At 72.7% G+C, this 24,579-nt stretch carries 20 protein-coding genes; 7 read left to right on the top strand and 13 right to left on the bottom strand.

The genetic code is table 11. From position 1 onward, the window contains the following. Positions 1–28: 28 nt before the first annotated feature. A complete protein-coding gene (locus MNZ39_RS04195) occupies positions 29–1,492 on the bottom strand; it encodes a sigma-54 dependent transcriptional regulator (protein WP_242334956.1) in 1,464 nt (487 codons plus the stop codon). Between the two features lie 210 nt (positions 1,493–1,702). Between MNZ39_RS04195 and MNZ39_RS04190 the strand changes: the two genes are divergently transcribed. The 3 genes from MNZ39_RS04190 to MNZ39_RS24810 are packed head-to-tail and all read left to right on the top strand — an operon-like array spanning position 1,703 to position 5,834. After that, positions 1,703–2,899, top strand: coding sequence for an ABC transporter substrate-binding protein (locus MNZ39_RS04190; protein ID WP_242334952.1), 1,197 nt, complete (start codon positions 1,703–1,705; stop codon positions 2,897–2,899). After that, the gene (locus MNZ39_RS04185) at positions 2,896–5,115 is read left to right on the top strand and encodes a cell wall metabolism sensor histidine kinase WalK (RefSeq protein WP_242334949.1); all 2,220 of its coding nucleotides are present in this window, start codon (positions 2,896–2,898) and stop codon (positions 5,113–5,115) included. The genes MNZ39_RS04190 and MNZ39_RS04185 overlap by 4 nt, the downstream gene beginning before the upstream one ends. Continuing rightward, positions 5,112–5,834 carry a response regulator gene (locus MNZ39_RS24810; RefSeq protein WP_242334946.1) on the top strand — a complete coding sequence of 241 codons (723 nt, stop codon included), beginning with the start codon at positions 5,112–5,114 and terminating at the stop codon, positions 5,832–5,834. Before MNZ39_RS04185 ends, MNZ39_RS24810 begins: the two co-directional genes overlap by 4 nt. 184 nt (positions 5,835–6,018) lie before the next feature. Here the strand turns inward: MNZ39_RS24810 and MNZ39_RS04175 are convergent, their stop codons facing one another. Together MNZ39_RS04175 and aceA are read right to left on the bottom strand one after the other, a co-directional pair. After that, positions 6,019–6,558: a hypothetical protein gene (locus MNZ39_RS04175; protein WP_242334943.1), complete on the bottom strand. Its 540-nt coding sequence runs from the start codon at positions 6,556–6,558 to the stop codon at positions 6,019–6,021. A 213-nt stretch (positions 6,559–6,771) separates the two neighbouring features. Then, positions 6,772–9,024 carry an isocitrate lyase ICL2 gene (aceA, locus tag MNZ39_RS04170; protein WP_242334940.1) on the bottom strand — a complete coding sequence of 751 codons (2,253 nt, stop codon included), beginning with the start codon at positions 9,022–9,024 and terminating at the stop codon, positions 6,772–6,774. 322 nt (positions 9,025–9,346) lie between these two features. Here aceA and MNZ39_RS04165 point away from each other — a divergent pair, with 322 nt between their 5' ends. Further along, complete coding sequence (locus tag MNZ39_RS04165; protein WP_242334937.1) at positions 9,347–9,805, top strand: ester cyclase; 459 nt, start codon at positions 9,347–9,349, stop codon at positions 9,803–9,805. 48 nt (positions 9,806–9,853) lie between these two features. On the opposite strand, the gene MNZ39_RS04160 is transcribed toward MNZ39_RS04165, so the two are convergent. The 4 genes from MNZ39_RS04160 to MNZ39_RS04145 all read right to left on the bottom strand — a co-directional run bounded on the left by MNZ39_RS04160 (position 9,854) and on the right by MNZ39_RS04145 (position 13,840). Beyond that, positions 9,854–10,906 carry an NAD(P)-dependent alcohol dehydrogenase gene (locus MNZ39_RS04160; RefSeq protein WP_242334934.1) on the bottom strand — a complete coding sequence of 351 codons (1,053 nt, stop codon included), beginning with the start codon at positions 10,904–10,906 and terminating at the stop codon, positions 9,854–9,856. Positions 10,907–11,042: 136 nt separating this feature from the next. Next, positions 11,043–12,431, bottom strand: coding sequence for an NAD(P)(+) transhydrogenase (Re/Si-specific) subunit beta (locus tag MNZ39_RS04155; protein WP_242334932.1), 1,389 nt, complete (start codon positions 12,429–12,431; stop codon positions 11,043–11,045). Next, on the bottom strand, positions 12,428–12,730 hold the full coding sequence (locus MNZ39_RS04150) for an NAD(P) transhydrogenase subunit alpha (protein ID WP_242334929.1): 303 nt from the start codon (positions 12,728–12,730) through the stop codon (positions 12,428–12,430). The genes MNZ39_RS04155 and MNZ39_RS04150 overlap by 4 nt, the downstream gene beginning before the upstream one ends. Positions 12,731–12,742: 12 nt before the next feature. Then, complete coding sequence (locus MNZ39_RS04145; RefSeq protein ID WP_242334926.1) at positions 12,743–13,840, bottom strand: Re/Si-specific NAD(P)(+) transhydrogenase subunit alpha; 1,098 nt, start codon at positions 13,838–13,840, stop codon at positions 12,743–12,745. Between the two features lie 155 nt (positions 13,841–13,995). Between MNZ39_RS04145 and MNZ39_RS04140 the strand changes: the two genes are divergently transcribed. Next, on the top strand, positions 13,996–14,187 hold the full coding sequence (locus tag MNZ39_RS04140) for a hypothetical protein (protein WP_242334923.1): 192 nt from the start codon (positions 13,996–13,998) through the stop codon (positions 14,185–14,187). A 95-nt stretch (positions 14,188–14,282) separates the two neighbouring features. On the opposite strand, the gene MNZ39_RS04135 is transcribed toward MNZ39_RS04140, so the two are convergent. Both MNZ39_RS04135 and MNZ39_RS04130 read right to left on the bottom strand, forming a co-directional pair. Continuing rightward, positions 14,283–14,702 carry a cyclic nucleotide-binding/CBS domain-containing protein gene (locus MNZ39_RS04135; protein ID WP_242334920.1) on the bottom strand — a complete coding sequence of 140 codons (420 nt, stop codon included), beginning with the start codon at positions 14,700–14,702 and terminating at the stop codon, positions 14,283–14,285. A gap of 123 nt (positions 14,703–14,825) precedes the next feature. Beyond that, positions 14,826–15,368, bottom strand: coding sequence for a hypothetical protein (locus MNZ39_RS04130; protein ID WP_242334917.1), 543 nt, complete (start codon positions 15,366–15,368; stop codon positions 14,826–14,828). A 234-nt stretch (positions 15,369–15,602) separates the two neighbouring features. Here MNZ39_RS04130 and treS point away from each other — a divergent pair, with 234 nt between their 5' ends. Then, positions 15,603–17,264, top strand: a complete 1,662-nt coding sequence (gene treS, locus MNZ39_RS04125) for a maltose alpha-D-glucosyltransferase (protein WP_242334914.1) — start codon at positions 15,603–15,605, stop codon at positions 17,262–17,264. Positions 17,265–17,266: 2 nt separating this feature from the next. After that, positions 17,267–17,602 (top strand): hypothetical protein, encoded by a 336-nt coding sequence (locus MNZ39_RS04120; RefSeq protein ID WP_242334911.1) that lies wholly within the window; start codon positions 17,267–17,269, stop codon positions 17,600–17,602. A gap of 17 nt (positions 17,603–17,619) precedes the next feature. Here MNZ39_RS04120 and malQ read toward each other — a convergent pair whose 3' ends face one another. From malQ to aceB, 4 genes are all read right to left on the bottom strand, one after another. After that, positions 17,620–19,140 (bottom strand): 4-alpha-glucanotransferase, encoded by a 1,521-nt coding sequence (gene malQ, locus MNZ39_RS04115; protein ID WP_242334908.1) that lies wholly within the window; start codon positions 19,138–19,140, stop codon positions 17,620–17,622. Between the two features lie 12 nt (positions 19,141–19,152). After that, positions 19,153–19,875 carry a hypothetical protein gene (locus tag MNZ39_RS04105; RefSeq protein WP_242334905.1) on the bottom strand — a complete coding sequence of 241 codons (723 nt, stop codon included), beginning with the start codon at positions 19,873–19,875 and terminating at the stop codon, positions 19,153–19,155. A 10-nt stretch (positions 19,876–19,885) separates the two neighbouring features. Continuing rightward, a complete protein-coding gene (locus tag MNZ39_RS04100; RefSeq protein ID WP_242335043.1) occupies positions 19,886–21,109 on the bottom strand; it encodes a hypothetical protein in 1,224 nt (407 codons plus the stop codon). 88 nt (positions 21,110–21,197) lie between these two features. Further along, a complete protein-coding gene (gene aceB, locus MNZ39_RS24805) occupies positions 21,198–24,527 on the bottom strand; it encodes a malate synthase A (protein ID WP_255821076.1) in 3,330 nt (1,109 codons plus the stop codon). Positions 24,528–24,579 lie beyond the last annotated feature (52 nt).

Here is a 24,579-nt window from a genome sequence, read left to right as displayed (position 1 = left end):
CGACGACCGGCCGGTCTCGCCCCCGCGATCACTCGATCCCGTACTCGCGCAGCTTCCGGTAGAGCGTGGTCCGGCCGATGCCGAGCTGCTTCGAGGCGCGCGCCCGGTTGCCCCCGTACTGCCGCAGCGCCTCGACGATGGCCTGCTTCTCCATTCCCGCGAGCGACAGCCCGGCGTCCTCGCCGGCGGATCCGAGGGGCTCCGCGGGAGCCCTCGCGAGGGTCGAAGGCGCCGAGGTCGTCGGGAGCTCTTCCGCGCTCGGGGAGAGCGCGGCCGGCGCCGCGGCGCCCTCGCTCGGGCCGTTCGGCGCGGAGGGCAGCCCGAGCCCGCCCGGCAGATCCCCGGGGCGCACGACGCCGTCCTCGCACGTGACGAGCGCCCGCTGGCAGACGTTCTGCAACTCGCGGACGTTCCCCGGCCACCGGTGCGCGCGCAGCCGCGCCAGGGCCTCCTCCGAGATCGTCACCTCGCGCCCCCGCAGCTCGCGGCCCGCCTGCGCCAGGAACCGTCGCGCGAGCAGCACCACGTCGTCCCCTCGCTGCCGCAGCGGCGGCACCTCGAGCTCGAACACGACGATCCGGTAGTACAGGTCCTCGCGGAACCGCCCCGCGCGCGCCGCGGCGCCGAGATCCTGGTGCGTCGCCGAGATGAGCCGGAAATCGACGGGGATCTCCTGCGAGGAGCCGACGCGCTGCAGGCGCCGCTCCTGCAGCACGCGCAGCAGCTTCGCCTGCGTCGCCGGGGAGAGCTCGGCGACCTCGTCGAGGAAGAGGGACCCGCCCGCCACCTGCTCGAAGCTCCCGAGACGGCGCGCGGCCGCCCCGGTGAACGCCCCCTTCTCGTGGCCGAACAGCTCCGAGTCCTGGAGCGACTCCGGGATGGCCGCGCAGTTGAGCGCCACGAAGGGAGCCTCGGCGCGCCCGCTCCGCGCGTGGATGGCGCGCGCGACGAGCTCCTTGCCCGTTCCACTCTCGCCGTGGATGAACACCGAGATGTCCGTCGCAGCCACCCGGTCGATGAGGTGGTAGAGCCGGCGCATCGGCGGAGACTCGCCGGTGAACCCCGGCATCGCGCCCGCCGCGTCCCGCTCGAGCGAGGCGATGCGCAGCTCCATCGCGTGCTTCTCGATCGCGTTCACGACGGTGGTCACGAGCTTCGTCCGCTCGATGGGCTTCGACAGGAAGTCGTAGGCCCCCTTGCGCATGGTCTCGACGATCGTCGCGACGTCCGCCGCGGCCGTGAGCACGATGACCGGCACGTGCGCGTGGTGGGCGCGGATGCGCTCGAGGGTGGCGATCCCCCCGAGCCCCGGCATCGACAGGTCGAGCAGCACCGCCGCGGGGGTCTCGTCCGCGAGCGCGAGCAGGCAGCTCTCGCCGCTGTCCACCAGGGCAGGGGAGAGGCCTGCGGCCTCGAGCCACGCGCCGACGAGCGCGCGGAGGTGCGGGTCGTCGTCGACCACGAACACCCTGACCGGCTCACCCTCGCCCATCGGTCCGCCCCCGGCGCACCGACATTCCAGCACGGCGCCCCGGCGTCCGCCACCGCGCTGAATGCCGCGGAGTCACCGTCGCGGAGACCGGGTCCGCCGTGGCCGCCCCTTCGGCCCACTCCGTCCGGTTCCCAGGATTGGCGCGCTCGAGCGCGCCCTGGCGCGTAGAGTGGCGATGACGCGGGGACCTCGCCCGCGCAGAGGCAGGCCATGGTTCCTCTGCATCGCGTGGTGGCGTTGCTGCTCGCCCTCGCGACGACGCCCGGCCACGGAGCGGGCGGCCCCTCGACGCGCCCCGTGCTCCTCGCCCTCGATCTCGAGTTCGGGCACGCGACGAGCACCTCCGCCGAGGCAATCCGCAGGGGCGCGCTCATCGCCGCGGCCGAGGTCAACGCGAAGGGCGGCGTGCTGGACGGACGTCCGCTCGAGCTCGTCACCCGGGACAACCGCTCGGTCCCGTCGCGCGCGATCGAGAACGTGAGGGAGGTGGCGGCCAACCCGGACGTGGTCGCCGTGATGACGGGAAAGTTCAGCCCCGTCGTGGAGGAGCTCATCCCGGTCGTCCACGAGCTCGGCATCCCGCTCCTCGCGGCCTGGTCCGCCTCGGACGCGATCGTCCACAACGGCCGCACGCCCAACTACGTGTTCCGGCTGTCGCTCAACGACACCTGGGCCATGGAGGCGCTGTTCCGAGGCATCGAGCGGCAGGGGCTCAAACGCGTCGGGCTCGTCCTCCCGAACACCAGCTGGGGCCGCAGCTCGCTGGCCGCGGCCGAGCGGTACACGCAGCGAAGCCGGCGGTCCTCGCTGGTCGCGACCGCCTGGTACAACTGGGGCGACGCCTCGCTGAAGGCGCCATACCGCACGCTGCTCGCGGCCGGGGCGGAGGCGGTCGTGCTCGTCGCGAACGAGGGGGAGGGCTCGATCCTGGTGAAGGAGATGGCGGGCCTCCCGCCGGACGAGCGGCGTCCCCTGTTCTGCCACTGGGGCCTCACGGGCGGGCAGTTCACCCGGCTCGCGGGCGATGCGCTGCAGCAGGTGTCCCTCCACGTCGTGCAGACGTACAGCTTCGTCGGCGCCCGCGATCCGAACGCGCGGCGGGTCCTGCGGGCGCTGCGCGACGAGTTCGGCGTCCACGGGCCGCGCGCGGTGGAGGCCCCGGTCGGCGTCGCGCACGCGTACGACCTCGTCCACCTGCTCGCGAGGGCCATCGACCGGGCGGGCAGCACCGACCGGAAAGCCATACGCAGGGCCCTCGAGCAGCTCGGAGAGTACGACGGCCTCGTGAAGACGTACCGCCACCCCTTCACGGCCACCCGTCACGAGGCCCTCGGGCCGGGGGACGTCTTCCTCGCCCGCTTCGCGCCCGATGGCGCCCTCGTGCGCTCGGACGGGCCCGTCAGATGAGCGCGTCCGGTCGCCTTCGCAGGACCGCCACGGAGCGTCTCGGCGTCACCGCTCGCGCGGCGCGCTGGATCCGGCGGAGCATCGCGAACCGCATCGTGATCCTGGGCGCTGCGCTGGCGGCCTCGTTCGTCGTGGTCACGGGGGCCCTCGCGTTCCTCGTCACGCGCGCCGTGGTCGTCGACGGGGTCCGGGCGTCGCTCACCAGCGAGGCGACGCTCGTCGCGCAGCGGTTCGAGGGCTATCTGCTCGCAGTGCAGTCGGACGTCGCGGGGCTGGCGCGGAGCCCGCTCGTCGCGAACGGGCTCGTCGACTCCGCGGGGAGGGCGAGCTATCTCCAGCCCTTCCTTCGGGACCATCGCCTCCCGGCCCCGCTGGACGTGACGCCGTATCGCCTCGGGCTCGCCGACCACACCGGGAAGGTCATCGCCTCGAGCGCCGAGCTGACGGGGCGGTTCGGCGGTCGCCCGTGGTGGAGCGCCCTCGTCGAGCGAGGCGTGGAGCACGCCGGCATGCTCGACGAGGGCGAGCACGGCGAGCCCACGCTCGTCCTCGCATATCCGGTGGTGTACCCCGCGACCCGCCTGCCCGAGGGGGCGCTCGTGCTGGAGCTGCCGATCTCGGCGGTGTTCGGGCGGGCTGCGCGCATGCTGCCGGCGGGCCACGTCGCCGCGCTGCGCGTCACGAGCGGCGACCGGCTGAACGAGATCGTCGCCCCCGGTCCGCCGCGCCCGGGCGATCCCCTGGAGGTGGCCGTCGCGCTGGGGACGGCCGGCCTCGCGCTGCCGCTCGACATGACGGTCTCGGTCCAGACGGAGCGCGCGACGGCGCTCGCGCCGCTCTCCCGGCTCGCGCTCATGTACGCGATCGGCGGCGCGGTCGTCCTCGTCCTGGCGGGCGCGGCCTCGTGGATCTCGGCGCGCCGGCTCCTGGCTCCGCTTCGACGCCTCTCCCTCGCGGCCGACGCGGTCCAGCGCGGGCGCAGCGACGACGTGCGCTTCGAGACCGTGGGCGAGGACGAGCCCGCCCAGCTCGCCCGGACACTCCAGCACATGGTGGACGGCCTGCGCGCGGCGCAGGGGTCGCTGGAGGCGCGGGTGGCGGAGCGCACCCTCGAGCTCGAGTTCGCGGAGTCGCGCCTCCGGGAGATCGTGGATCACATGCTCGACGGGCTCGTCACCATCGACGAGCACGGCCGGATCGAGTCGTTCAGCCACGGCGCGGAGCGGATCTTCGGGTGGCGCGCCGCGGAGGTCCTCGGGCGGAGCGTCTCGTGCCTCATGCCGGAGCCCGATCGCTCGCACCACGACGGCTACGTTCGACGGTACCTCGAGACGGGCGAGCGCAAGGTGATCGGGAGCGGCCGCGAGGTCGAGGGCCTTCGCCGCAGCGGCGACCCGTTCCCGATGGAGCTGTCCGTGAGCGAGGTGCGGCTGCGGGGTCGTCCGGTCTTCGTCGGCCTCGTGCGCGACCTCACGGAGCGGCGGAAGATCGAGCGCATGAAGAGCGAGTTCGTCTCGGTCGTGAGCCACGAGCTCCGGACGCCGCTCACCGCGGTCCGTGGCGCGCTCGGGCTCCTCCGCGGCGGGGTCGTCGGCGCGCTCGACGAGAAGCAGCGCCAGCTCGTCACGATCGCCGACGAGAACGGCGAGCGTCTGTCGCGCCTCATCAACGACCTCCTCGACGTGCAGAAGATCGAGTCCGGCGCGATGCAGTTCAGGTTCGAGCCGGCGCCCGTCCCGGAGCTCCTGAGAGAGGCCGTGGCGCTGAACCAGGCGTTCGCGCAGCGGCTGCAGGTGGAGATCGCGACGGTCGGTGCGCTCCCCCCGATCGTCGTCTCGGTGGATCGCCACCGGTTCCAGCAGATCATGTCGAACCTCCTGTCGAACGCGTGCAAGTACTCGCCCCCGGGCGGCCGCGTCGAGGTCCGCGCCGTCGACGTCGGCGCGGGGACCGTCCGCATCGAGGTGCGGGACCGCGGCCCCGGCATCCCCGAGGCGTTCCGGGAGCACATCTTCGAGCGCTTCTCGCAGTCCGACGCGTCGAGCACCCGCGCGCGCGAGGGGACCGGGCTCGGGCTCTCCATCGCGAGGTCCCTCGTGGAGCGCATGCGCGGCCGGATCGACTACGTCTCCGCCGCCGGGGAGGGCACCACGTTCTTCGTGGAGCTCCCGGCGGAGCCAGCGGCGGTGCGCGCCGCGACCGCGGAGGCCACGTGAGCGCCGCGCGGCCGCTCCGCAGGGTGCTCGTCGTCGACGACGAGCGCGACATCCGAACGGTCGCGCGGATCGCGCTCGAGGCGGTGGGCGGCTTCGAGGTGGCGGAGTGCGCGAGCGGGACGGATGCCATCGCTCGCCTCGACGAGCTCCGCCCCGACCTGATCCTGCTCGACGTGATGATGCCGGGCACCGACGGTCCGGCGACGCTGGCCGCGCTGCGCGCGTGCGCGGGGACGCAGGCACCGGTGGTGGTGTTCCTCACGGCGCGCGTGCAGCCGGGGGAGGTGGCAGCCTACGGCGCGATGGGTGCGGCGGGCGTCGTGACGAAGCCCTTCGATCCGCTGGCGCTCGCGGCCGAGGTGCTGGCCATCTGGGAGCGAGCGGCGCCGCCGCGAGCTCTCCCGGAGAAGCCGGCGGAGCCGGCTGCGCCGCCTCCTCGTCCCGCCGCCGCGCGCGTGGACGTCGCGTCGCTGCGCGCCGGCTTCGTCTCCTCGCTCGACGCCGTGGCCCAGGAGCTCGAGGCGAAGGTGGCCGCGGGTGAGGCGGACGCGGCGGGTCGGCTCGCCCATCGGCTGCGGGGGACCGCCGGGACGTTCGGGCTCCCCGCGCTCTCGGAAGCGGCCGCGGCGCTCGAGGACGCGCTGCTGGCGGGGAGGGAGCTGGGCTCCCTCGCGGCCGAGGTCGCGCGGCTGCGCGAACGCCTGCTCGGCCCGTGCTGAGCTGGGCCGGAGGCCTCGAGGCCCGCGGCGAACGCAGCGCCGCCCCGGCCTGGCGGGCCGGGGCGGCGTCGAGCGAAGGCGCGGCGGCGAGTGCAGCGAGCCCGCTGGGGCGACGCCGCTCGCGGCGGCGCAGGGGACCAGCGTGATTCATCACCGAAGGTGATCGCGAATCACGAACCGACGTTCAGTACAGCAGGGCCCGGGACGCGCCGAACGTCACGTAGAGACGGGCCGGCGTCGTGGAGAGCGTCACGCGGGTTCCGGGCACCTCCACCCAGGCGATGTCGTTGTCCGAGGCCGGGCAGATGTCGCTGCCGTCGACGGTGCTCTCGACCTCGTCGCCGTAGCCGATGAGGAAGAAGCCGGTCACCTGCTTCTTGTTGTTGCGGGTCTCGAACTGGATGCTCAGCTCCGAGGCGCGGCTCCGCTTGAATTGCTTGGTCAGGGTGGTCTTCTTCCCCTCCTTCTCGCAGGTCACGTCGTAGACCGCCTCGGACTCGTAGCTGAACGCGATGGCGTTGGCGTACGACTGGAGCATGGCGTTGTTCCAGGCGAAGGGGGTCTGCACGTCGCCCTTCCCCACGAAGCCCTGGCCGGTCGCGGGATTGAACGTGACGTCCGCCGCGGCGGAGCCCGCGAGCGCGAGCGCTGCGAGGGCGAAGGAGATCCTGCGGAGGAGGCTGGAGCGGACGCGAGCGGACTGCTGGGCATTCTGAACGGTCATCTTCGTCACCGGGCCTTTCGTCGTTCGTCGTGAGTGAGACGGGACGACGCCATTGCGCGCGTCGTGCCACGCCCCGCTCGCCGGCGAGATCGCGGGTCCGGCGCCGGATCGCGACACGCGGCCGCGCCGGAACCGTTCCGAACCCGTGCGACCGTTCCGATCCGGGAGGGGAAGCCGTTTCGATCCGGAACGGGCGCTCGCCCGGTCTCCCGCCTATCGCCTCGCGATGAGCGCCTTGAGCGCCGCCCGGTCCGGCGCGAGCAGCTCCTTCACCCGCGCCTTGTTCACGTCGGCGACGATGATCTCGCCGACCTCCTGCACGACCGTGCCGAACAGCCCCTGCGCCCTCATGCCCTCCGCCTGGCGCTGGTTGTCCTCGGTGGGCGTCACGAAGTGCACCGAGTCCACCTTGTAGCGGTGGAACAGGAACAGGAGCACGAGCGTCATCAGCCGCTTCTTGCGCAGGCCGAGATCGAAGTTGTTCTGGTCGCGCACCGACAGGATGCTGCGCCCGCGCCGGTCGTGGATGCTCGCGAAGATCACGTCGAGCTTCTTCTCCCCGTCCGCCGAGACGAGCGCGAGCTCGAGCAGATCGGACTCCGCGGTGTGCGGCCGGAGGGCGACGCGCAGCTTGCCCTGCACCCCGTGGTGCTCGCGCCACGCGTCGAGCCACTCCTCGAGCAGCTTGGGCGGCACCTCGGTCTGCACGAGGTGCTGGACCTGCGTCGAGCCCTGGCCCATCGCCTTGGTGGTGGCGGTGCGGCCCGAGATCGACATGAGCCCGGCGTCGGCGCGCGGCCCGCCCACCAGCGTCTGCGGCGTGCGGTAGCCCGACTCGAGCAGGCGGAACTTCCGCTGCAGGCGCGCCAGCGCGAGCATGCCGTCCTGGCGGAGCGCGCTCGCGAACTCCTCCGCGGCGAGGCCGTCGATCTGGTGCCCGCCGTAGGTGATGAAGTTGAACACGAACCCCAGCTTCCCGAGCTCCTCGGGGAAGCGCCGCATCTGCTCGTCGTCCATCCCGGTGGTGTCCCAGTTGAAGGACGGGGAGAGGTTGTAGGCGAGCATCTTGTCGGGGAAGGCGGCGTGGATGGCGTCCGCGAACCGCCTCGCGTCGTGCAGGTCGGCCGTCTTGGTCTCCATCCAGAGCAGGTCCGCGAACGGCGCCGCGGCCAGCGACTTGGCGATCGCGTAGTCGAGGCCGCCGCGCACCTGGTAGTAGCCGTCGGGGGTCTTCGCGTGCTCGCAGTCCCAGGTGACGTCGAGGCCGATCGAGCGCGCCCGCTCCCGCGCCCGGTAGAACGGGGCGCGCTCGGCGAACGCGAGCCAGTCGGCCTTGCTCATCGCCGGCGGGTCGCCCTCGTTCTCGCGGAAGGCGATCGCCTCGCCCACCGCCTGGGCGTAGGTGGAGATGCCCGCCTCCTGCTGCCAGGCGTCGACGAACGCGTCGAAGACCTCGTCGAGCGCGGCGTCCACGGAGCGGATCGCTCCCCGGAGGTAGCCTGCGGCCGCGGCGGCGATCCCCTTCGCGAACCCGGTCCGCTCGAGCCAGGCGTCGGCGGCCGCGAGCTCCTCCTCGCAGAGCGCGTAGAGCTCGTGGCCGGAGAGCTCCTCCACGCCGGCCCGCTGGAACTGCCGCAGGATGGCGAGGAAGGCGGCCTTGAAGGTGGGCAGCGCGAGGTTCCTGGCGCCGAGGATGAACGGCTGGTCCCGGTCGTCGCCGCGCCCGTCGAGCAGGGTGGCCGACTCGGCGTCGGTGCGGGCGACGAGGATGCCCGGCACGCCCATGATGTCGAGCTGGAAGCGGGCCGCGGAGAGGCGCTTCAGCTGCTCGTCCTCGGAGACGAGCACCTTGCCGCCCTGGTGGCCGCACTTCTTCACGCCCGGCTTCTGATCCTCGATGTGGTAGCCCGGCACGCCCACCTCGACGAAGCGCCGGATGAGGTTGCGCACGTGCGCGTCACCGCCGTGGCCGGTGTCGGCGTCCGCGATGATGAAGGGCCGGAAGTCCACCGCCGCCGTCGCCCTGCGCTGCTCCTCGGTCATGCGCGCGCGGGCGTGGAGCTGGTTCCTGTCGGCGGTGAGCAGGGCGCGGACGATCGGCGCCGCCTCGTCGGGGACCTGGCTCAGCGGATAGCTCGCGAGGTCGGGGCCGGGGTCCTCGTGCGAGGAGCCCTTCGCGGAGGTGGCCCAGCCGCCGAGGTAGATGCCCTCGATCCCCATCTTCTTCATCGCCACCGCCTGCCCGGGCGAGTACGGGCCGAAGGTGGTGATGCACCGCCTCTGCTCGAACAGCTCGCGCAGGCGCGCGTGGAAGGCCTCGGCGGCGGACCGGGCCACCGTGTAGTCCGGCCGGATGGTGCCCCGCTGCTCGATCACCTCGCGCGCCGAGTGGATCCGCTTGATGCCCGCGAAGCGGGGGCTCTCGAACCAGCGGCGAAGCTCGGCGACCTCCTTCTCGAGATCCATCTCTCTCTCCCTCGCGCCGCGAACGAGGCGGCGGACCGTGGCAAACCTTTTCTTAGTGCTGCGTGTGGAGGACGACGAGGCCCACGCGGCAGGCGCGGCCGGCTCCGTCAGGTGCTGCGCGAGGGGCGCGCCGTGAAGCAGCCGGGCGGGGCGGCGCCCGCGCGGGACCGGCGTCCATCCGCCGTGCCCCCGACGGCTGGGCTCCACCGCCCCGTGATCTCGGGGGTCAGCGAGCGTTGACCGCGCGCCCCACCGGGCCGTTGCCTACGTCAGTCCCGCCTCCCCCTCGAAGGTCTTCAGGGGAGGTGGAAGGGAGCGAGTCATGGCCGTGGACATCAAGCAGTCTCACCGCAGGATGTTCGAGGAGGCCTGGGGGAAGGGGAACTTCGGCATCTTCGACGAGCTCTGCGACCCCAAGTACCGGAGCCACGATCCGCTGGCCGGAGACACCGATCTCGAGAAGACGCGCGAGCTGTGCCGCCAGTACCGGGACGCCTTCCCCGACATGGCCCCGACGATCCTCGGCTCCTTCGCGGATCACGACACGGTGATCACGCGGTGGCGCATGACGGGAACGCACCGCGCGGCGCTCATGGGCATCGAGCCCACCGGGACGCGCTGCACGGTCGAGGGGATCACGGTGGGGAAGTTCAAGGGCGCGAAGCTCGTCGAGGAGTGGACCCAGTGGGACGCGCTCGGGCTCATGCGCCAGCTCGGCGTCGCGACCGCGCCGCAGGCCGGCGCCGGGGCGCGCGCCACCGAGAAGCGGCCGCACGCGTGACGGGATTGGCCGAGCGCCGCGCGTCGGCCGCGCCCGGGGTGGGTCGGCTCAAGCGCGCGCGAGGCTCGAGACGTCGATGACGAACCGGTAGCGGACGTCGCCGCGCATCATGCGATCGTACGCCTCGTTGATCTTCTGGATCGGGATGATCTCGACGTCCGAGACGATGCCGTGCGCGGCGCAGTAGTCGAGCATCTCCTGGGTCTCCGCGATGCCGCCGATGAGCGATCCGGCGAGCCGCTTGTTCCCGGAGATGAGGGAGAAGGCGGCGACGGGGGTCGGCTCGGGGGGCACGCCGAGCAGCACCATGGCGCCCTTCGGGCGCAAGAGGCCGAGGTACGCGTTGTAGTCGTGCGGCGCCGAGATGGTGTCCACGATGAGGTCGAAGCGGCCCGCGAGCCTGGAGAACGTGGAGGCGTCCTTGGTGGACGCGAACCCGTGCGCGCCCAGCCGGCGCGCGTCCGCCTCCTTCGAGGCGGACGTGCTCAGCATCGTGACCTCGGCGCCCATGGAGGCCGCGAGCTTGACGGCCATGTGGCCCAGGCCGCCGAGGCCGACCACGGCGACGCGGTCGCCGGGCTTGCAGTTCCACTGGCGCAGCGGGGAGTAGGTGGTGATGCCGGCGCAGAGGAGCGGCGCGGCGCCGGCCGGATCGAGGCTGGCCGGGACCTTCAGGACGAACCGCTCGTCGACGACGACGCGCGTCGAGTAGCCGCCGTACGTCCGCGTGCGCCGGTCCATCTCCGTCCCGTTGTAGGTGAAGGCGGCGCCCTTCTCGCAGAACTGCTCGCTGTCGTGCCGGCAGGGATCGCACTCGCGGCAGGAGTCGACCATGCACCCCACGCCCGCGACGTCGCCCGGCGCGAGCCTCGTCACGGCCTTCCCGACCTGGCGGACGCGGCCGATGATCTCGTGGCCCGGCACCATGGGGAAGATCCCGCCGCCCCACTCGTCGCGCGCCTGGTGGATGTCGGAGTGGCAGACCCCGCAGTACAGGATGTCGATGAGCACGTCGTGCGGCCCCGGGTCGCGGCGCTCGACGGTGAAGGGAGCGAGCGGCGCTCCGGGGGAGGGGGCGGCGTAGGCGGGGGTCTTCGACATCGGGCTTCCTTTCGACGGCTCCGCGAGGAGCGCTCCGGGGAACGGGAGGTAATGTGCGCCGGACCGCCGCGCGAGGAAACGGCAAATTCCCGCATGCGTCATCCAGCTTCTCTTCACGACGGCCGCGGAAGAGGGCTCACGCCTGCTTGATCTCGTGCACGAGCTTCGCGAGCGACGCCTTCGCGTCGCCGAAGAGCATCGCGGTGTTCTCCCGGTAGAAGAGCTCGTTCTCGATGCCGGCGAAGCCGGGGTTCATCGAGCGCTTCATCACGATGACCTGCTTCGCCTCGTCGACGTTCAGGATGGGCATCCCGTAGATGGGCGAGGCCTTGTCCGTGCGGGCGGCGGGGTTCACGACGTCGTTCGCGCCGATCACGAGCGCCACGTCGGCGTTCTTGAACTCGTCGTTGATCTCGTCCATCTCCTTCAGCTTCTCGTAGGGGATGTCCGCCTCGGCGAGCAGCACGTTCATGTGGCCGGGCATGCGGCCGGCGACCGGGTGGATGGCGTAGAGCACCGTCCCGCCGTTCTTCTCGATGAGCGCCGCGAGCTCGCGGACCTGGTGCTGCGCCTGCGCGACGGCCATGCCGTAGCCCGGCACCACGATGACGAGCCGGGCGTAGGCGAGCTGGATGGCGGCGTCCTCGGGGGTGATCGCGTGGACGGTGAGCCCCTGCGCGGTCTTCTGCGCGGCCTCGGGGGCGGCGCCGAACGCGCCGAAGAGCACGTTCGCGAACGACCGGTTCATCGCCCGGCTCATGATGATGGAGAGGATGAAGCCGGAGGCGCCGTCGAGCGCCCCCGCGATGATGAGGACGTTGTTGCCGATGGCGAACCCCGTCGCCGAGGAGGCGAGGCCGGCGTACGAGTTGAGGAGCGAGATGACGACCGGCATGTCGGCGCCGCCGATGGGCAGCACCAGGGAGACGCCGAAGACGAGGCCGAGCACGACCATCGCGTAGAACGCGCCCGGGTTCGCCGGGTCGGCGACGAGCCAGGCGAACAGCGCGGCGGCCGCGGCGAACATGCCGATCGAGACGAGGTTCTGGCCCTTGAACGTCACCGGCCGGGAGGGGAGCAGCTCCTGGAGCTTCCCGAACGCCATGAAGCTGCCGGTGATGGTGAGCGCGCCGAACAGCACCTCGAAGCCCAGCGCGGCCATGACGGACCGCGAGACCTCCGCCCCGTTGCCGAGGTGCCAGTACTCCGCGACGCCGACGAGCGTGGCCGCGACGGCCCCGAACATGTGGGAGATCGCGATCCGCTGCGGCATCGCGGTCATGGGCACGTAGACGCCGAGCGGGTAGCCGACGAGCGAGCCGAGCACGAGCCCGGCGATGATCCACTCGTAGCGCACGATCTCGTGGTTCACGAGCGTGCCCACGATCGCGACGAGCATGCCGAGCGCGGCGAGCTGCATGCCGCGCCGGGCGCGATCGGGGAGGGTGAGGCTGCGCAGGCCGAGGATGAAGAGGATCGAGGCGAGGAGGTAGGCGGCCTCGATGAAGACGGTGCGGGGGCTCACTTGCGCGGCCCCCCGCGGTCGGCCCGCTTGAACATCTTGAGCATGCGGTCGGTGATGATGAAGCCGCCGACGACGTTGATGGTGGCGCTCGTCACCGCGATGAACCCGAGGACGGTCGGGAGGGCGCCGCGGTCCGCGCCCGCCATGACGAGCGAGCCGACGAGCGAGATCGCGCTGATGGCGTTCGTCGCCGACATGAGCGGCGTGTGGAGGAGGGCGGGCACGCGGGTGATCGTGAAGAACCCCACGAACCCGGCGAGCACGAAGACGTAGATCTCGATGAGCTCCAGGCCTGGCATGGATGATCCTCCCTAGCCGCGGACCTGCCCGTCGTGGACGACGAGCATGGCGCCGGTGATCTCGTCCTGCGGGTCGAGCACGAGCCGGCCGTCCTTCGCGAGGTGCTGCAGCAGGGTCGTGACGTTGCGGCCGTACATCTGGCTCGCGTGGAACGGCACCGTGGAGGGGAGGTTCAGGGGGCCGAGCACGGTGACGCCCGCCTCGACCACCGCCTCGCCCGGGCGCGTGAGCTCGCAGTTGCCGCCCGACTCCGCCGCGAGGTCCACCACCACCGAGCCGGGCCGCATCGAGCGGATCATGTCCGCGGTGAGGAGCCGCGGCGCCGGCCGGCCGGGGATCTGGGCGGTCGTGACGACGAGGTCCATGTCCTTCACGTGCGCCGCGATCGCGCCGAGCACGCGCTCCTGCTCCGAGGCGCCGAGCTCCTTCGCGTAGCCTCCCGCGCCCTCCGCGGCGACCTCCTGGACCTCCACGAACGACGCGCCGAGCGACTGCACCTGCTCCTTCACCACCGGGCGCACGTCGAAGGCGGAGACCACCGCGCCGAGCCGGCGCGCGGTGGCGATGGCCTGCAGGCCGGCGACCCCCGCGCCGACGACGAACGCCTTGGCCGGCGCGAGCGTGCCCGCGGCGGTGGTCATCATGGGGAGGATGCGAGGCAGCGCGTTCGCGCCGACGAGGACCGCCTTGTACCCGGCGAGCGTCGCCTGGGAGCTGAGCGCGTCCATGGACTGGGCGCGCGTCGTGCGAGGCACCTTCTCCATGGCGAGCGCCGACACGCGCCGCGCCGCGAGCCGCGCGAGGAGCGGCCCGCCCTGGTGCGGCGCGAGGAGCGCGACGAGGAGCGCGCCCTGCGGCAGGAGGTCCGCCTCCGCCTCCGACGGCCGCTGCACGCGCACCACCACCTCGGCGCCCTCGAGCGCGGCGGGGCCGTCCGCGAGCACGGCCCCCGCGGCCTCGTAGGCCGCGTCGGGGAAGCCGGCCGCCACCCCGGCGCCGCGCTCGACGCGGAGCTCGTGCTGCTGTTTCACGAGCCGCGCCACGTTCTCCGGCACGAGCGCCACGCGACGCTCCCCCGGCGACGTCTCCCTCGCCACTGCGATGCGCATGGTTTCCTCGCGCGCCGCGTCCGCCGCGGCGACACGCGGCCGCCCGGCCCCTCCTGGAGGCCGCACGGTCGCCGGGGGAGCCTCTAACCGGGCAACGGCGCGGCGCAAGGTGCAAAGGCCCGGGCAAAGCGACGCGCCGCGCCGAGGAGGACACCATGGGAGAACGGAGATCAGGACAGGACGCGCCGGAGATCCCCCGCGTGCCACCTCCGCGACCGGAGCTGCCGGGGCGTGGCGCGCAGCCGGACCGCGAGGTGCCGGGCATCCCCCGGCCGGAGCCCGAGCTCCCCGGCCGCCGGCCGGAGCGGCCGGAGGCGCCGCTGGATCCCAACGCTCCCGGGGAGTGAAGGCGCCCGGCGGGCGGGACGGCGCAGGAACGCCCGGCGGCCAGGGTGGAGGGACCGCCTCGAGCCGGCGCGACCTCGCGCGACCGGGCTCCGGGCTACCTCCCCGTGATGTAGTCCTGCAGCTGCTCGATCACGAACTGCTTCTCGTCGAGCATGAGCTGGATGATGTCGCGCATCGAGACGATGCCCACCACGCGCCCCTCCTCCTCGACGAGCAGGTGGCGGGTGTAGTGGTCGCGCATGAGCGCCGCGCACTCCGCCTCGCTCGCGCTCGACGGGACGTGTGGCAGGCCCGTCCGCATGGCCTCGCGGATGGGGAGGCCGCCGTCGCCGCCGCGGGCGAGCACGGTCATGACGAGGTCGCGCTCGGTGACGAGCCCGACCACGCCGCCGGCGTCCTTCACGCCCACGGAGCCGATCCTCCGATCGGCCATGAGCTGCGCCGCCTGGCGGATGGGGGCCGTGGCGTCGAGCGCCACGACGTCGCGGGTCACGTGCTTGTGGATCGAGGCCATGCGCCGCTCCTCTCTGGGGAGGATGGGTCCGTAACGAGCGGGCGGGGCGAGGCGCCGCGACGCAGCGTGGAAAAAGCGGGGCCCGCCCGCGAGGGACCCGGGGCGGCGCCGCGTGCGTGACGCTCAGAACTTGTCGATCCGCACCGGCCACATCCCGCGCTCGACCCCGGTGTAGCGCCGAACGCAGGACGGGGCGGCGTCGGGACGGTCCCACACCATCGGCGCGAACTGCGCGTCCACCTGCTCCCAGCGCGAGTTCGAGTGCATGGGGTCGCCGAGCTTGTAGTGGCCGAGCTCGTGGAGGAGCTCCGACGCCTCGAAGCAGCCCTCCGCGTCCGGCGGCACCCGCACCGAGAGGGTCTTCTCCAGGTAGTCGGTGCAGCCGTCGTTGTGCGACGCGAGGTAGCAGGCGTACTCGGCGTCCTCGCGGAACTGGATGCGCCAGCCGCCCAGGTTCGCGAGCCCCCAGAACGGCAGCTCGCGGTCGAGCAGGGAGGAGACCCGCTGCTCCGCGTCGGCCAGATCGGCCGGATCGTTCACGAACTCGATGCACGCGTCGCGGACGTAGAAGTCGCAGTGCCAAGGCTCGCACGCGCCGAGGCACAGCGCCGCCGCGATCGCCGCCGCCCAGATCCGCACGATGCCCCCGCCCCGCGCAGCGACCACGTCTGAAGCTAGGACTCGCCACCTCCGCCGCGAACGCCCCGGCCCATCGTGGCCCGCGCCCGGCCGGCGCCCCGGCCCCGTTCACGCTCCGAGAACCGGGACGGCGGTCCCTCGCCCGTCCGCCCGTCCGGGCGTATACACGGGAGCGCGGCGGGAGCCGGGACCCCTCGCGGAATCCTCCGCTTGCGGGTGCCCGGTGCGATCTTAGAACTGGCAGGAGGTCACGGACGCCGGATGGCAATCTTCCAGCGAAGGCGCGGCCAGGATCCGCTCTGGTACAAGGACGCGGTCATCTACGAGACGCACGTGAAGTCGTTCTACGACTCCAACGGCGACGGGATCGGCGATCTGCGCGGCCTCGTGGAGAAGCTCGACTACCTCCAGGATCTCGGCATCAACTGCCTCTGGCTGCTGCCGCTCTTCCCGTCGCCGCTCAAGGACGACGGCTACGACATCGCCGACTACCGCGGCGTCCACCCCGACTACGGGACGATGGACGACTTCCGCCAGCTCGTCGCGGCGGCGCACGCGCGCGGCATCCGGGTCCTCATCGAGCTCGTGGTGAACCACACCTCGGACCAGCACCCCTGGTTCCAGCGGGCGCGGCGCGCGCTGCCGGGCTCGTCCGAGCGCGCGTTCTACGTGTGGAGCGACACCGATCAGAAGTACCGCGACGCGCGCATCATCTTCACCGACACCGAGAAGTCGAACTGGACCTGGGATCCCGAGGCGAAGCAGTACTACTGGCACCGGTTCTTCAGCCATCAGCCGGACCTCAACTTCGAGAACCCGGCGGTCCTCCAGGAGGTGCTCGACGCCCTGAGCTTCTGGGCGGAGCTGGGCGTCGACGCGTTCCGGCTCGACGCCGTGCCGTACCTCATCGAGCAGGACGGGACGAACTGCGAGAACCTCCCCGGCACGCACCAGGTGATCAAGCAGATCCGGCGCCACGTGGACGAGCACTTCCCCGGCCGCATGCTCCTCGCGGAGGCGAACCAGTGGCCCGACGACGTCCGCCCGTACTTCGGCGACGGCGACGAGTGCCACATGGCGTTCCACTTCCCGCTCATGCCGCGCATCTTCATGGCGCTGCGGCTCGAGGACGTGGAGCCGATCGTCGAGATCATGCGGCGCACGCCGCCCATCCCGGACACCGCCCAGTGGGCGCTCTTCCTGCGCAACCACGACGAGCTGACGCTCGAGATGGTGACGAGCGACGAGCGGGACTACATGTACCTCGCGTACGGCCAGGACCCGCGCATGAAGCTCAACGTCGGGATCCGCCGCCGCCTCATGCCGCTCGTCGAGAACAGCCGCCGGCGCATGGAGCTCCTGAACAGCCTGCTGTTCTCGTTCCCCGGCACGCCGGTCGTCTACTACGGCGACGAGATCGGCATGGGCGACAACATCTACCTCCACGACCGCAACGGCGTGCGGACGCCCATGCAGTGGACCCCCGACCGCAACGCCGGCTTCTCGCGCGCCGACCCGAGCCGCCTCTACAGCGCACCCATCTCCGACGCCGTCTACGGCTACCAGGCCGTGAACGTGGAGGGGCAGTCGCGCGATCCGTCCTCGCTCCTCCAGTGGATGCGGAACACCATCGCGCTCCGGAAGCTCTTCAAGGCCTTCGGGCGGGGGACGATGGAGTTCCTGCAGGTCGCGAACCGGAAGGTGCTCGCCTACGTCCGGCGCTGGGAGGAGGACGTCATCCTGTGCGTCGCGAACGTGTCCCGCTCCGCGCAGCCGGCGGAGCTCGACCTCGCGGCCTTCGAGGGCTACGTCCCGGTGGAGATGCTGGGCTACACGGAGTTTCCGCGGATCGGCAAGCTCCCCTACTTCCTCACCCTCGGCCCGTACGGCTTCTACTGGTTCGAGCTCAGGAAGCCGCACTGACCATGGCCCACCTCGTCGCGTTCCTGCTCCGCCTCGTCCTCTCCGCCGGCGTCCTCTGGCTCGCCGTCGCCTGGGTGTCTCCGGCGAACCCGGCGAACACCTTCGGGCGCGCGGTGGCGGTCTCGGTCGTCCTCTCGATCGCGTACTACGTCACGCTCGCGAAGTTCCTCTGGTTCCTCCTCCTGCCGTGGCTCTTCTACGCGATGATCTGGCTCGCGGTGATCATGGGCGCGTACGGGATCGGGTTCTGGCGGGCGCTCCTCGTCGCGCTCGCGCTCACCGTCCTGTCCTGGCTCGTGTCGGCGCTCCTGGGCGTCCGGACCTTCCGCGCGGGGTAGCCGGCGCGGCGGAGGCGTCACCGACCGTAGAGCCGGGTGAGCTCCGCGAGGCGCGCCGCGCGCTCCGGCCCGAGCGCCTCCTCCCGCATTCGCCAGCGCCAGTTGCCGCCGAGGGTCGCGGGCGTGTTCATGCGCGCCGGCGAGCCGAGCCCGAGCACGTCCTGCATCGGCGCGATCGCGGTGTCCGCCACCGAGGAGAGGACCGCCCGGATCATCACCCAGCTCATGTCCCGACCGTCCGTCGCGAGGTACGCGCGCGCGTGCGCCTTCTCGCGCGCGACGTCCTCCGGGGTGCGGACGCTGTCACCGGCGCCGCCCGCCCACCAGCCCGTCACCGTGTCGTTGTCGTGCGTCCCGGTGTACGCGGCGGTGTCGCGCTCGTAGTTGTGCGGCAGGAACGTGGGCGCCTGCGGATCGATGCCGAAGGCGAACTGGAGCACCGCCATGCCGGGCAGGCGGAAGCGCCGCCGCAGCGCCTCCACCTCGGGGGTGATGACGCCGAGGTTCTCGGCCACGAACGGCAGCGCCCCGAGCGCGGCCTCGAGCGCCTCGAACAGCCGCGCGCCCGGCCCCGGGACCCACCGGCCCTCCTCGGCGGTGGCCGCGCCGGCGGGGATCTCCCAGTACGCCTCGAAGCCGCGGAAGTGATCGAGGCGGATCCGGTCCACGAGGGCGAGCGCGCCGCGGACGCGCGCGATCCAGCTCGCGAAGCCCTCGCGCGCGACGGCGTCCCAGTCCCAGAGCGGGTTCCCCCACAGCTGGCCGGTGGCGCTGAAGTAGTCGGGCGGCACCCCCGCGACGGCGGCGGGCCGTCCCGCGGCGTCGAGCCGGAACAGCTCGCGGCGCGACCAGACCTCGACCGAGTCGTGCGCAACGTAGATGGGGACGTCGCCGAGGAGCGCGATCCCGAGGGCGCGGCAGCGCGCGCGGAGCGCGTCCCACTGCCGCGCGAAGCACCACTGCGCGAACACCTCCGCGAAGACCGCCCGCGCGTAGCGGGCCCGGGCGGCGTCGAGCGCGCGCGGGTCGCGGCGGGCGAGCGGCTCCGCCCAGGCGGTCCAGGGCCGCCCCTCGTGCACCTGCTTCAGGACCCAGAACAGCGCCCAGTCCTCGAGCCACCCCGCCTCGCGGGCGCGGAACGCCTCGAGCTCGGCGCGCGCCTCCGCGCCCGCGCGCGCCCCGAAGGCCTGCGCGGCCCGCTCGAGCCGCTCGCGCTTCCAGGGCCCCGCCTCGTCGTACGCGGCGCGCTCGGGATCGGCGGCGGGCGCGCCGGCGAGATCGCCGTCCTCGAGCCAGCCCTCGTTGCGGAGCGTCTCCAGCGAGACGAGCAGGGTGTTGCCGGCGCGCGACGAGAGCGCCTGGTAGGGCGAGTCGCCGAAGCCGGTCGGGCCGAGCGGGAGGACCTGCCACAGCCGCTGGCCCGCCTCGGCGAGCCAGGCGGCGAAGCGATGGGCCCCGGCGCCGAGATCGCCCACGCCGTGCGGGGCGGGGAGCGAGGTCGGGTGGAGCAGGATTCCGCTGCGGCGGTCGCGGGGCAAGGGGCGCTCGGGCTAGAGGTGCTGGACCTTGTCCTCGGGGCCGGTCGGCCCCGGCTCGCCCGGCCGCGGCTCCCCGCGGGTCTCCCGGTCGAGCGCGCGCGACACGGCGTCGCGCGCCCCGAGCCCCACGGCGAGGGCGACGGAGAGCACGATGCCGCCGACCACGAGCGCGAACGCGAGCGTGGGGAGCTCTCCGCCGATGCCGACGTGCTCGAGGGCCATCGCCGCCGCGAGGACGAGGACGAGCCACTTCACCGCGAGCGCGATGAGGCGCGCCTGGCGGATCTGCTGGTTCACCGCGCTGATGAGCGTGCTCCGCTCGAGGAAGCGGGCGGCGCCGATCCCGACGAGCAGGATGATGGCCCCGACCACGAGCTTCGGGAGGAACACGAGCAGGGAGAGGCCGAACGCGCTCACCGTGCTCGCGCCGAGCACCTCGAGCGCGAGGGCGATGCCGGCCACCACCACGAGCCAGAACGCGAACCGCGAGACGATCGCGGAGGGCTCCTGGCGCGGCCCGAGGTCGCGGCCGGTGGTCACGCCCCACTCTCGCGCGCGCCGATCGAAGCCGGTGCGCCCGAGCACCGCCCGCAGGATCGCCCGGATGACGAACGCCGCGACGGTCGTGGAGACGAGCACGATGAGCATCGCCACGATGCCCGGCAGGTCCGCCGCGATCACCGCCCCGAGCCGCTCGAACGCCTCGCCCAGCACTGCTCGTACCTGTTCCCACATGGCCTCGTCCTCACGGGTTGAAGCGGTCCGGCCAGCGCCAGCGCGAGATGAGGTACCGCTTCTCGTCCTCGAACGCGGAGCAGAGCCGCTCGACGCGCTCGTCCGCCGCGTCCGGTCCGAGCGGTCCCACCTCGTTCACGTAGCTCGCGACCCAGCCCAGGTAGATGGGCGTGAGCGAGCGCAGGAGCTGGCGGCGCTCCATCAGCTTGAAGCGCCACGCCACCGCGAAGTCGTACAGCACGCGCGCCCAGATCGCGTCCGGCATGCGGAACGCCTCCGGGGGCGCGCGCGGGATCCGCTGCAGCGCGAGCAGGGTGTGCGGCGGCAGGACGCTGCTCCACAGCGGTCGCAGGTCGCGCCAGCCGAGCGCGAAGGCGTCCACGAGCGGCGCCACCGCCGGCGCGTTCGCGGGCTCCTCCGCGAGCCGCTCCTCCCCGAAGGTCGCGACCACCTGCGAGCCGATCACCCGCTGCCAGTAGTGCGCGTGCACCTCCATCTCGTGGAAGAGGGTGTCGAGCACGCCGGCGAGGGCCTGGGACACGTCGGAGGGCTGGGGCGCCGGGCGGGGCCGGGGACCGATGAACACCTGCGCGATGCGCACCTCGCGCGCGAGCGCCTTCGTCACGCACCACAGGTCCTCGCCCGCGTGCGCCGGATCCGTCCGCCACTCGGTGTCCGCCAGCAGGTGCCGGGCGAGGCGGCGCGAGAGCACCAGCTCGCGCCCGAGCGGCTGCCGCAGGCGTTGCCCGAACAGGGCGCGCGTGAGCGGGTAGACGATGCCGGTGACGAGCACGCCGTCGAGCCGGCCGCGCGCGTAGGACGGGACCACGAGGTCGAACCCGCCCGTGAGCACCGGCTCGAGCAGCGCGCGGAGCCACCGCGGGTCGCTCGGGCGGGGCAGGGGCTGGAGGAGCGCGCAGGCGGGCGCGTCGCGGGCGACCGCGATCTCGAGCAGGGTGGGCAGGGCGGCCTGCGGGCCGGTGTGACCCCCCGTGTAGATCGCCGGGGGGTGATCCCGCTCGACGAGCGCGAGCACCGTCTCCGGCGTCGCCGCGCCGCTCGGATCGCCGGTGAGGACGACGGCCAGCGCGGGACGCCCGGGAAAGGCCTCCTTGAGCCCGGTCTCCAGCGCGATCGCGGCCTCGGTGGCCGCCATGCGGTCCGGCTCGGCCGGCACGCCGACGACCACGTCGGGCCCGGAGGGCTCGCTGGGGCGCGACGACGGCTCGAGCACGAGAGACAAGGTAACCCCTCCCGCGGGATCGTCGCGCGCCAAGTTCGGGCGTCCGGAGGGGCGCCCGGACGCCGGGCGCCGGCGGCCCCTAATGTAGCGCCCGGGCGAGCACCATCTCGCGCGCCTCGTGGTCGCGGATCCGGCCGCCGAGGGCGCAGGTGAGGGGCGCCAGGTCCGACGCCGTCGCCTGGCCCTTCGCGCGCTCGCGGACCTGCTGGAGCGCGGCGATGAGCTCCCGGTGCTCGTCGGTCATGCGCAGCACCTCGGCGCGGTACTCGGGGGAGGCGGCGAGGAGCCCGTAGAAGCCCTTCTGGTGCTCCTCGTGCGCGAAGTGCTCGGTGAGGAGCTCCGCCAGCGACTCGAGGGCGGCGGTGATGGCGGCGACGTCCTTCGCCTCGCCGAGCCGGTCCACCACCGCCTCGATCCGCCCGTGGTCCTCGTGGAGGGCCGCCTGGACCTGCTCGGCGGCGTGGGTCGCGCCGGTCCTGCCCGCGGCGGTGAACTGCGCCGCCTCGGTGGAGCCCTCCAGGGCGAGCGTCGACGCGGTGCCGCCCGACACCGCGCTCGCGACGAGGTCGAAGTAGCCGGTGCCGACCTCGCGCTGGTGGCGCGTCGCGGTGTAGCCGTGCCGCTCCGAGGCGAACTCGGCCTGCTGCAGCTCGGTGTAGGCCGACATGCCGCGCTCGCGGTAGCCGCGGGCGAGCTGGAACATCCCGTGGTTCAGGGCGTGGAACCCGGCGAGGGTGACGAACTGGAACCGATAGCCCATCGCGCCGAGCTCGCGCTGGAACCTCGCGATGGTCGCGTCGTCGAGGTTCTTCTTCCAGTTGAAGGAGGGCGAGCAGTTGTAGGCGAGCATCTTGCCCGGGAACTTCGCGTGGATCCCCTCCGCGAAGCGCCGCGCCTCGCGCAGGTCCGGCGTCTGGGTCTCGCACCAGATCAGGTCCGCGTACGGCGCGTAGGCCAGGCCGCGGGCGATGGCCGTGTCGACGCCGGGCCGCATCCGGTAGAACCCCTCCGCGGTGCGCTCGCCCTTCTCGATGAACGGCGCGTCGTACGGGTCGACGTCGCTCATGACGAGCTTCGCGCCCTCGGCGTCGGTGCGCGCCACGAGGATCGTCGGCACCCCCATGACGTCGGCCGCGAGGCGCGCCGCGTTGAGCGTGCGGACGAACGTCGAGGTCGGCACGAGCACCTTGCCGCCCAGGTGGCCGCACTTCTTCTCGGAGGCGACCTGATCCTCGAAGTGCACCCCGGCGGCGCCCGCCTCGATCATGGCCTTCATGAGCTCGAAGGCGTTGAGGGGGCCGCCGAAGCCGGCCTCGGCGTCGGCGACGATGGGGGCGAACCAGTACGTTCCGTCCTTCCCCTCGGAGTGCTCGATCTGGTCCGCGCGCTGCAGGGCGCGGTTGATGCGCCGGACCACCTCCGGGACCGAGTTCGCCGGGTAGAGGCTCTGGTCCGGGTAGGTCTGACCGGCGGAGTTGGCGTCGGCCGCGACCTGCCAGCCCGAGAGGTAGATGGCCCGGAGGCCCGCCTTCACCATCTGCACGGCCTGGTTGCCGGTGAGCGCGCCGAGCGCGTTCACGTACGGCTCGCCGTGGAGGAGGTCCCACAGCCGGTTCGCGCCGAGCCGCGCGAGCGTGTACTCGATGCGCACGGAGCCGCGGAGCTTCTCGACGTCCTCCCGCGTGTAGCGGCGGACGATGCCCTCCCAGCGGCGCGGGTCGGGGTGGTGCGGCGCGGGCGAGTCGGCGAGGCCCTCCGTGCCGCCGGCGAGCATGCGCGCCTTCTCCTCGCCCTCGGCCTCGAGCAGCTCGTAGGAGGGGAGGGTGATGAACTCGACGAAGTCCCCCTGCGTGCTGATGCGCTCGAAGAGCGCGCGCGCCTCCTCGAAGCGGCCGCCCTGGAACGCGGCGTCCCCGACCTCGAGGCGGATCCGATCCATCTCGTCGGCGAGCACGGTGCGGAACCGCTCGACCGTGAGCGGCGCGCCGTCGTCGAGCGTCGCGCCGTGGTGGATCCACTGCCACGCGAGCGAGCGGGAGATCTCCACCGTCGCGGCGTCCTCCATGAGGCCGTAGATCGGGACGCAGCCGGTCCCGCGGAGCCAGGCCTCGAGGTACTGGACCGAGACGCGGATGTCGTGGCGGAGGCCCGCCTCGGTACGCGGGCCGTCCGGCACCTCGAGCAGGTCGCGCGCCGTCACGCGCACGTCCTCGCGCTTGCGGTGGAGCTGGTTCGGCGTCTTCATGTGCTGGTCGAAGATCGCCCTGGCGATGGGCACGAGGCCGGGGTGCGCCACCCAGGTGCCGTCGTGGCCGTCGGTCACCTCGCGGAGCTTGTCGGCGCGCACCTCGGCGAGCGCGGCCTCGTTCGCCGCCGGATCGTCCTCGATCGGGATCTGCGCGGCCATGCCGCCGATGGCGTGGACGTTGCGCCGGTGGCACGTCTGGATGAGGAGCTGCACGTACGCGCGCAAGAACCCCTTGTCCATGGTGATGTGCGCGCGGTCCGGCATGACGTGCTTCGCGTCCGCGCGGAAGCGCTTGATGGTCGAGAAGATGTAGTCCCAGCGCCCGCAGTTGAGGCCCGCGGAGCGCTCGCGCAGCTCCCACAGGATCTCGTCCATCTCGAACGCGGCGGGGAGGGTCTCGATGAGGCAGGTGGCCTTGATCGAGCCCCTCGGGAGGCCGAGCCGCTCCTCGCCGAGGGTGAACACCTCGTTCCACAGGCGCGCCTCGAGGTGGCTCTCGAGCTTCGGGCAGTAGAAGTACGGGCCGGAGCCCTTCGCGAGGAGCCGCCGCGCGGCGCTCGAGAGGTAGATGCCGAAGTCCCACAGCGCGGCGCTGACGGGCCTCCCGTCCACGCGCACGTGCTTCTCGAGCAGGTGCCAGCCCCGCGGGCGCACCATGAGGACGGCGGTCCGGTCCCCGAGCCGGTGGCGCTCGGCGGTCTCGGGGGCGTCGTGCTCGATCGTGCCCTCGACCGCGTCCCGGAGGTTCACCTGGCCCTCGACGACGTTGCGCCAGGTGGGGGAGCTCGAGTCCTCGAAGTCCGCCACGAAGACGTTCGCGCCGGAGCCGAGCGCGTCGATGATCGTCTTGCGGTCCAGCGGGCCGGTGATCTCGACCCGACGGTCCTGCAGATCGGCCGGGAGCGGCGCGACGGTCCAGTCGCCCGCGCGGACGTCCTCGGTGGCGGAGAGGAAGCTCGGCCGCTCGCCGGCGTCGTAGCGGCGCTGCAGCTCGCGGCGCCGCTCGAGCAGCTGCTCCACGCGCGGGCGAAAGCGGCGCACGAGGTCCGCGACGAGCGCGAGCGCCTCGCGCGTGAGCACCTCCTGGGCGCGTCGCGGCAGGGCGCCGCGGATCTCCATGCCGGGCGGAAGATCGAGCGGCGGGGTCTCGGGGGTGGGCATCCGGGAGGCTCCTCCTGATCGAAAGGTTGTCCTGATTTCGATCAAGCTCAAT

Source organism: Anaeromyxobacter sp. SG66 (assembly GCF_022690805.1).
Taxonomy (GTDB): domain Bacteria; phylum Myxococcota; class Myxococcia; order Myxococcales; family Anaeromyxobacteraceae; genus Anaeromyxobacter; species Anaeromyxobacter soli.
The sequence above is the reverse complement of the archived record's forward strand: the minus strand, read 5'-3'. Positions and strand labels throughout refer to the sequence as shown.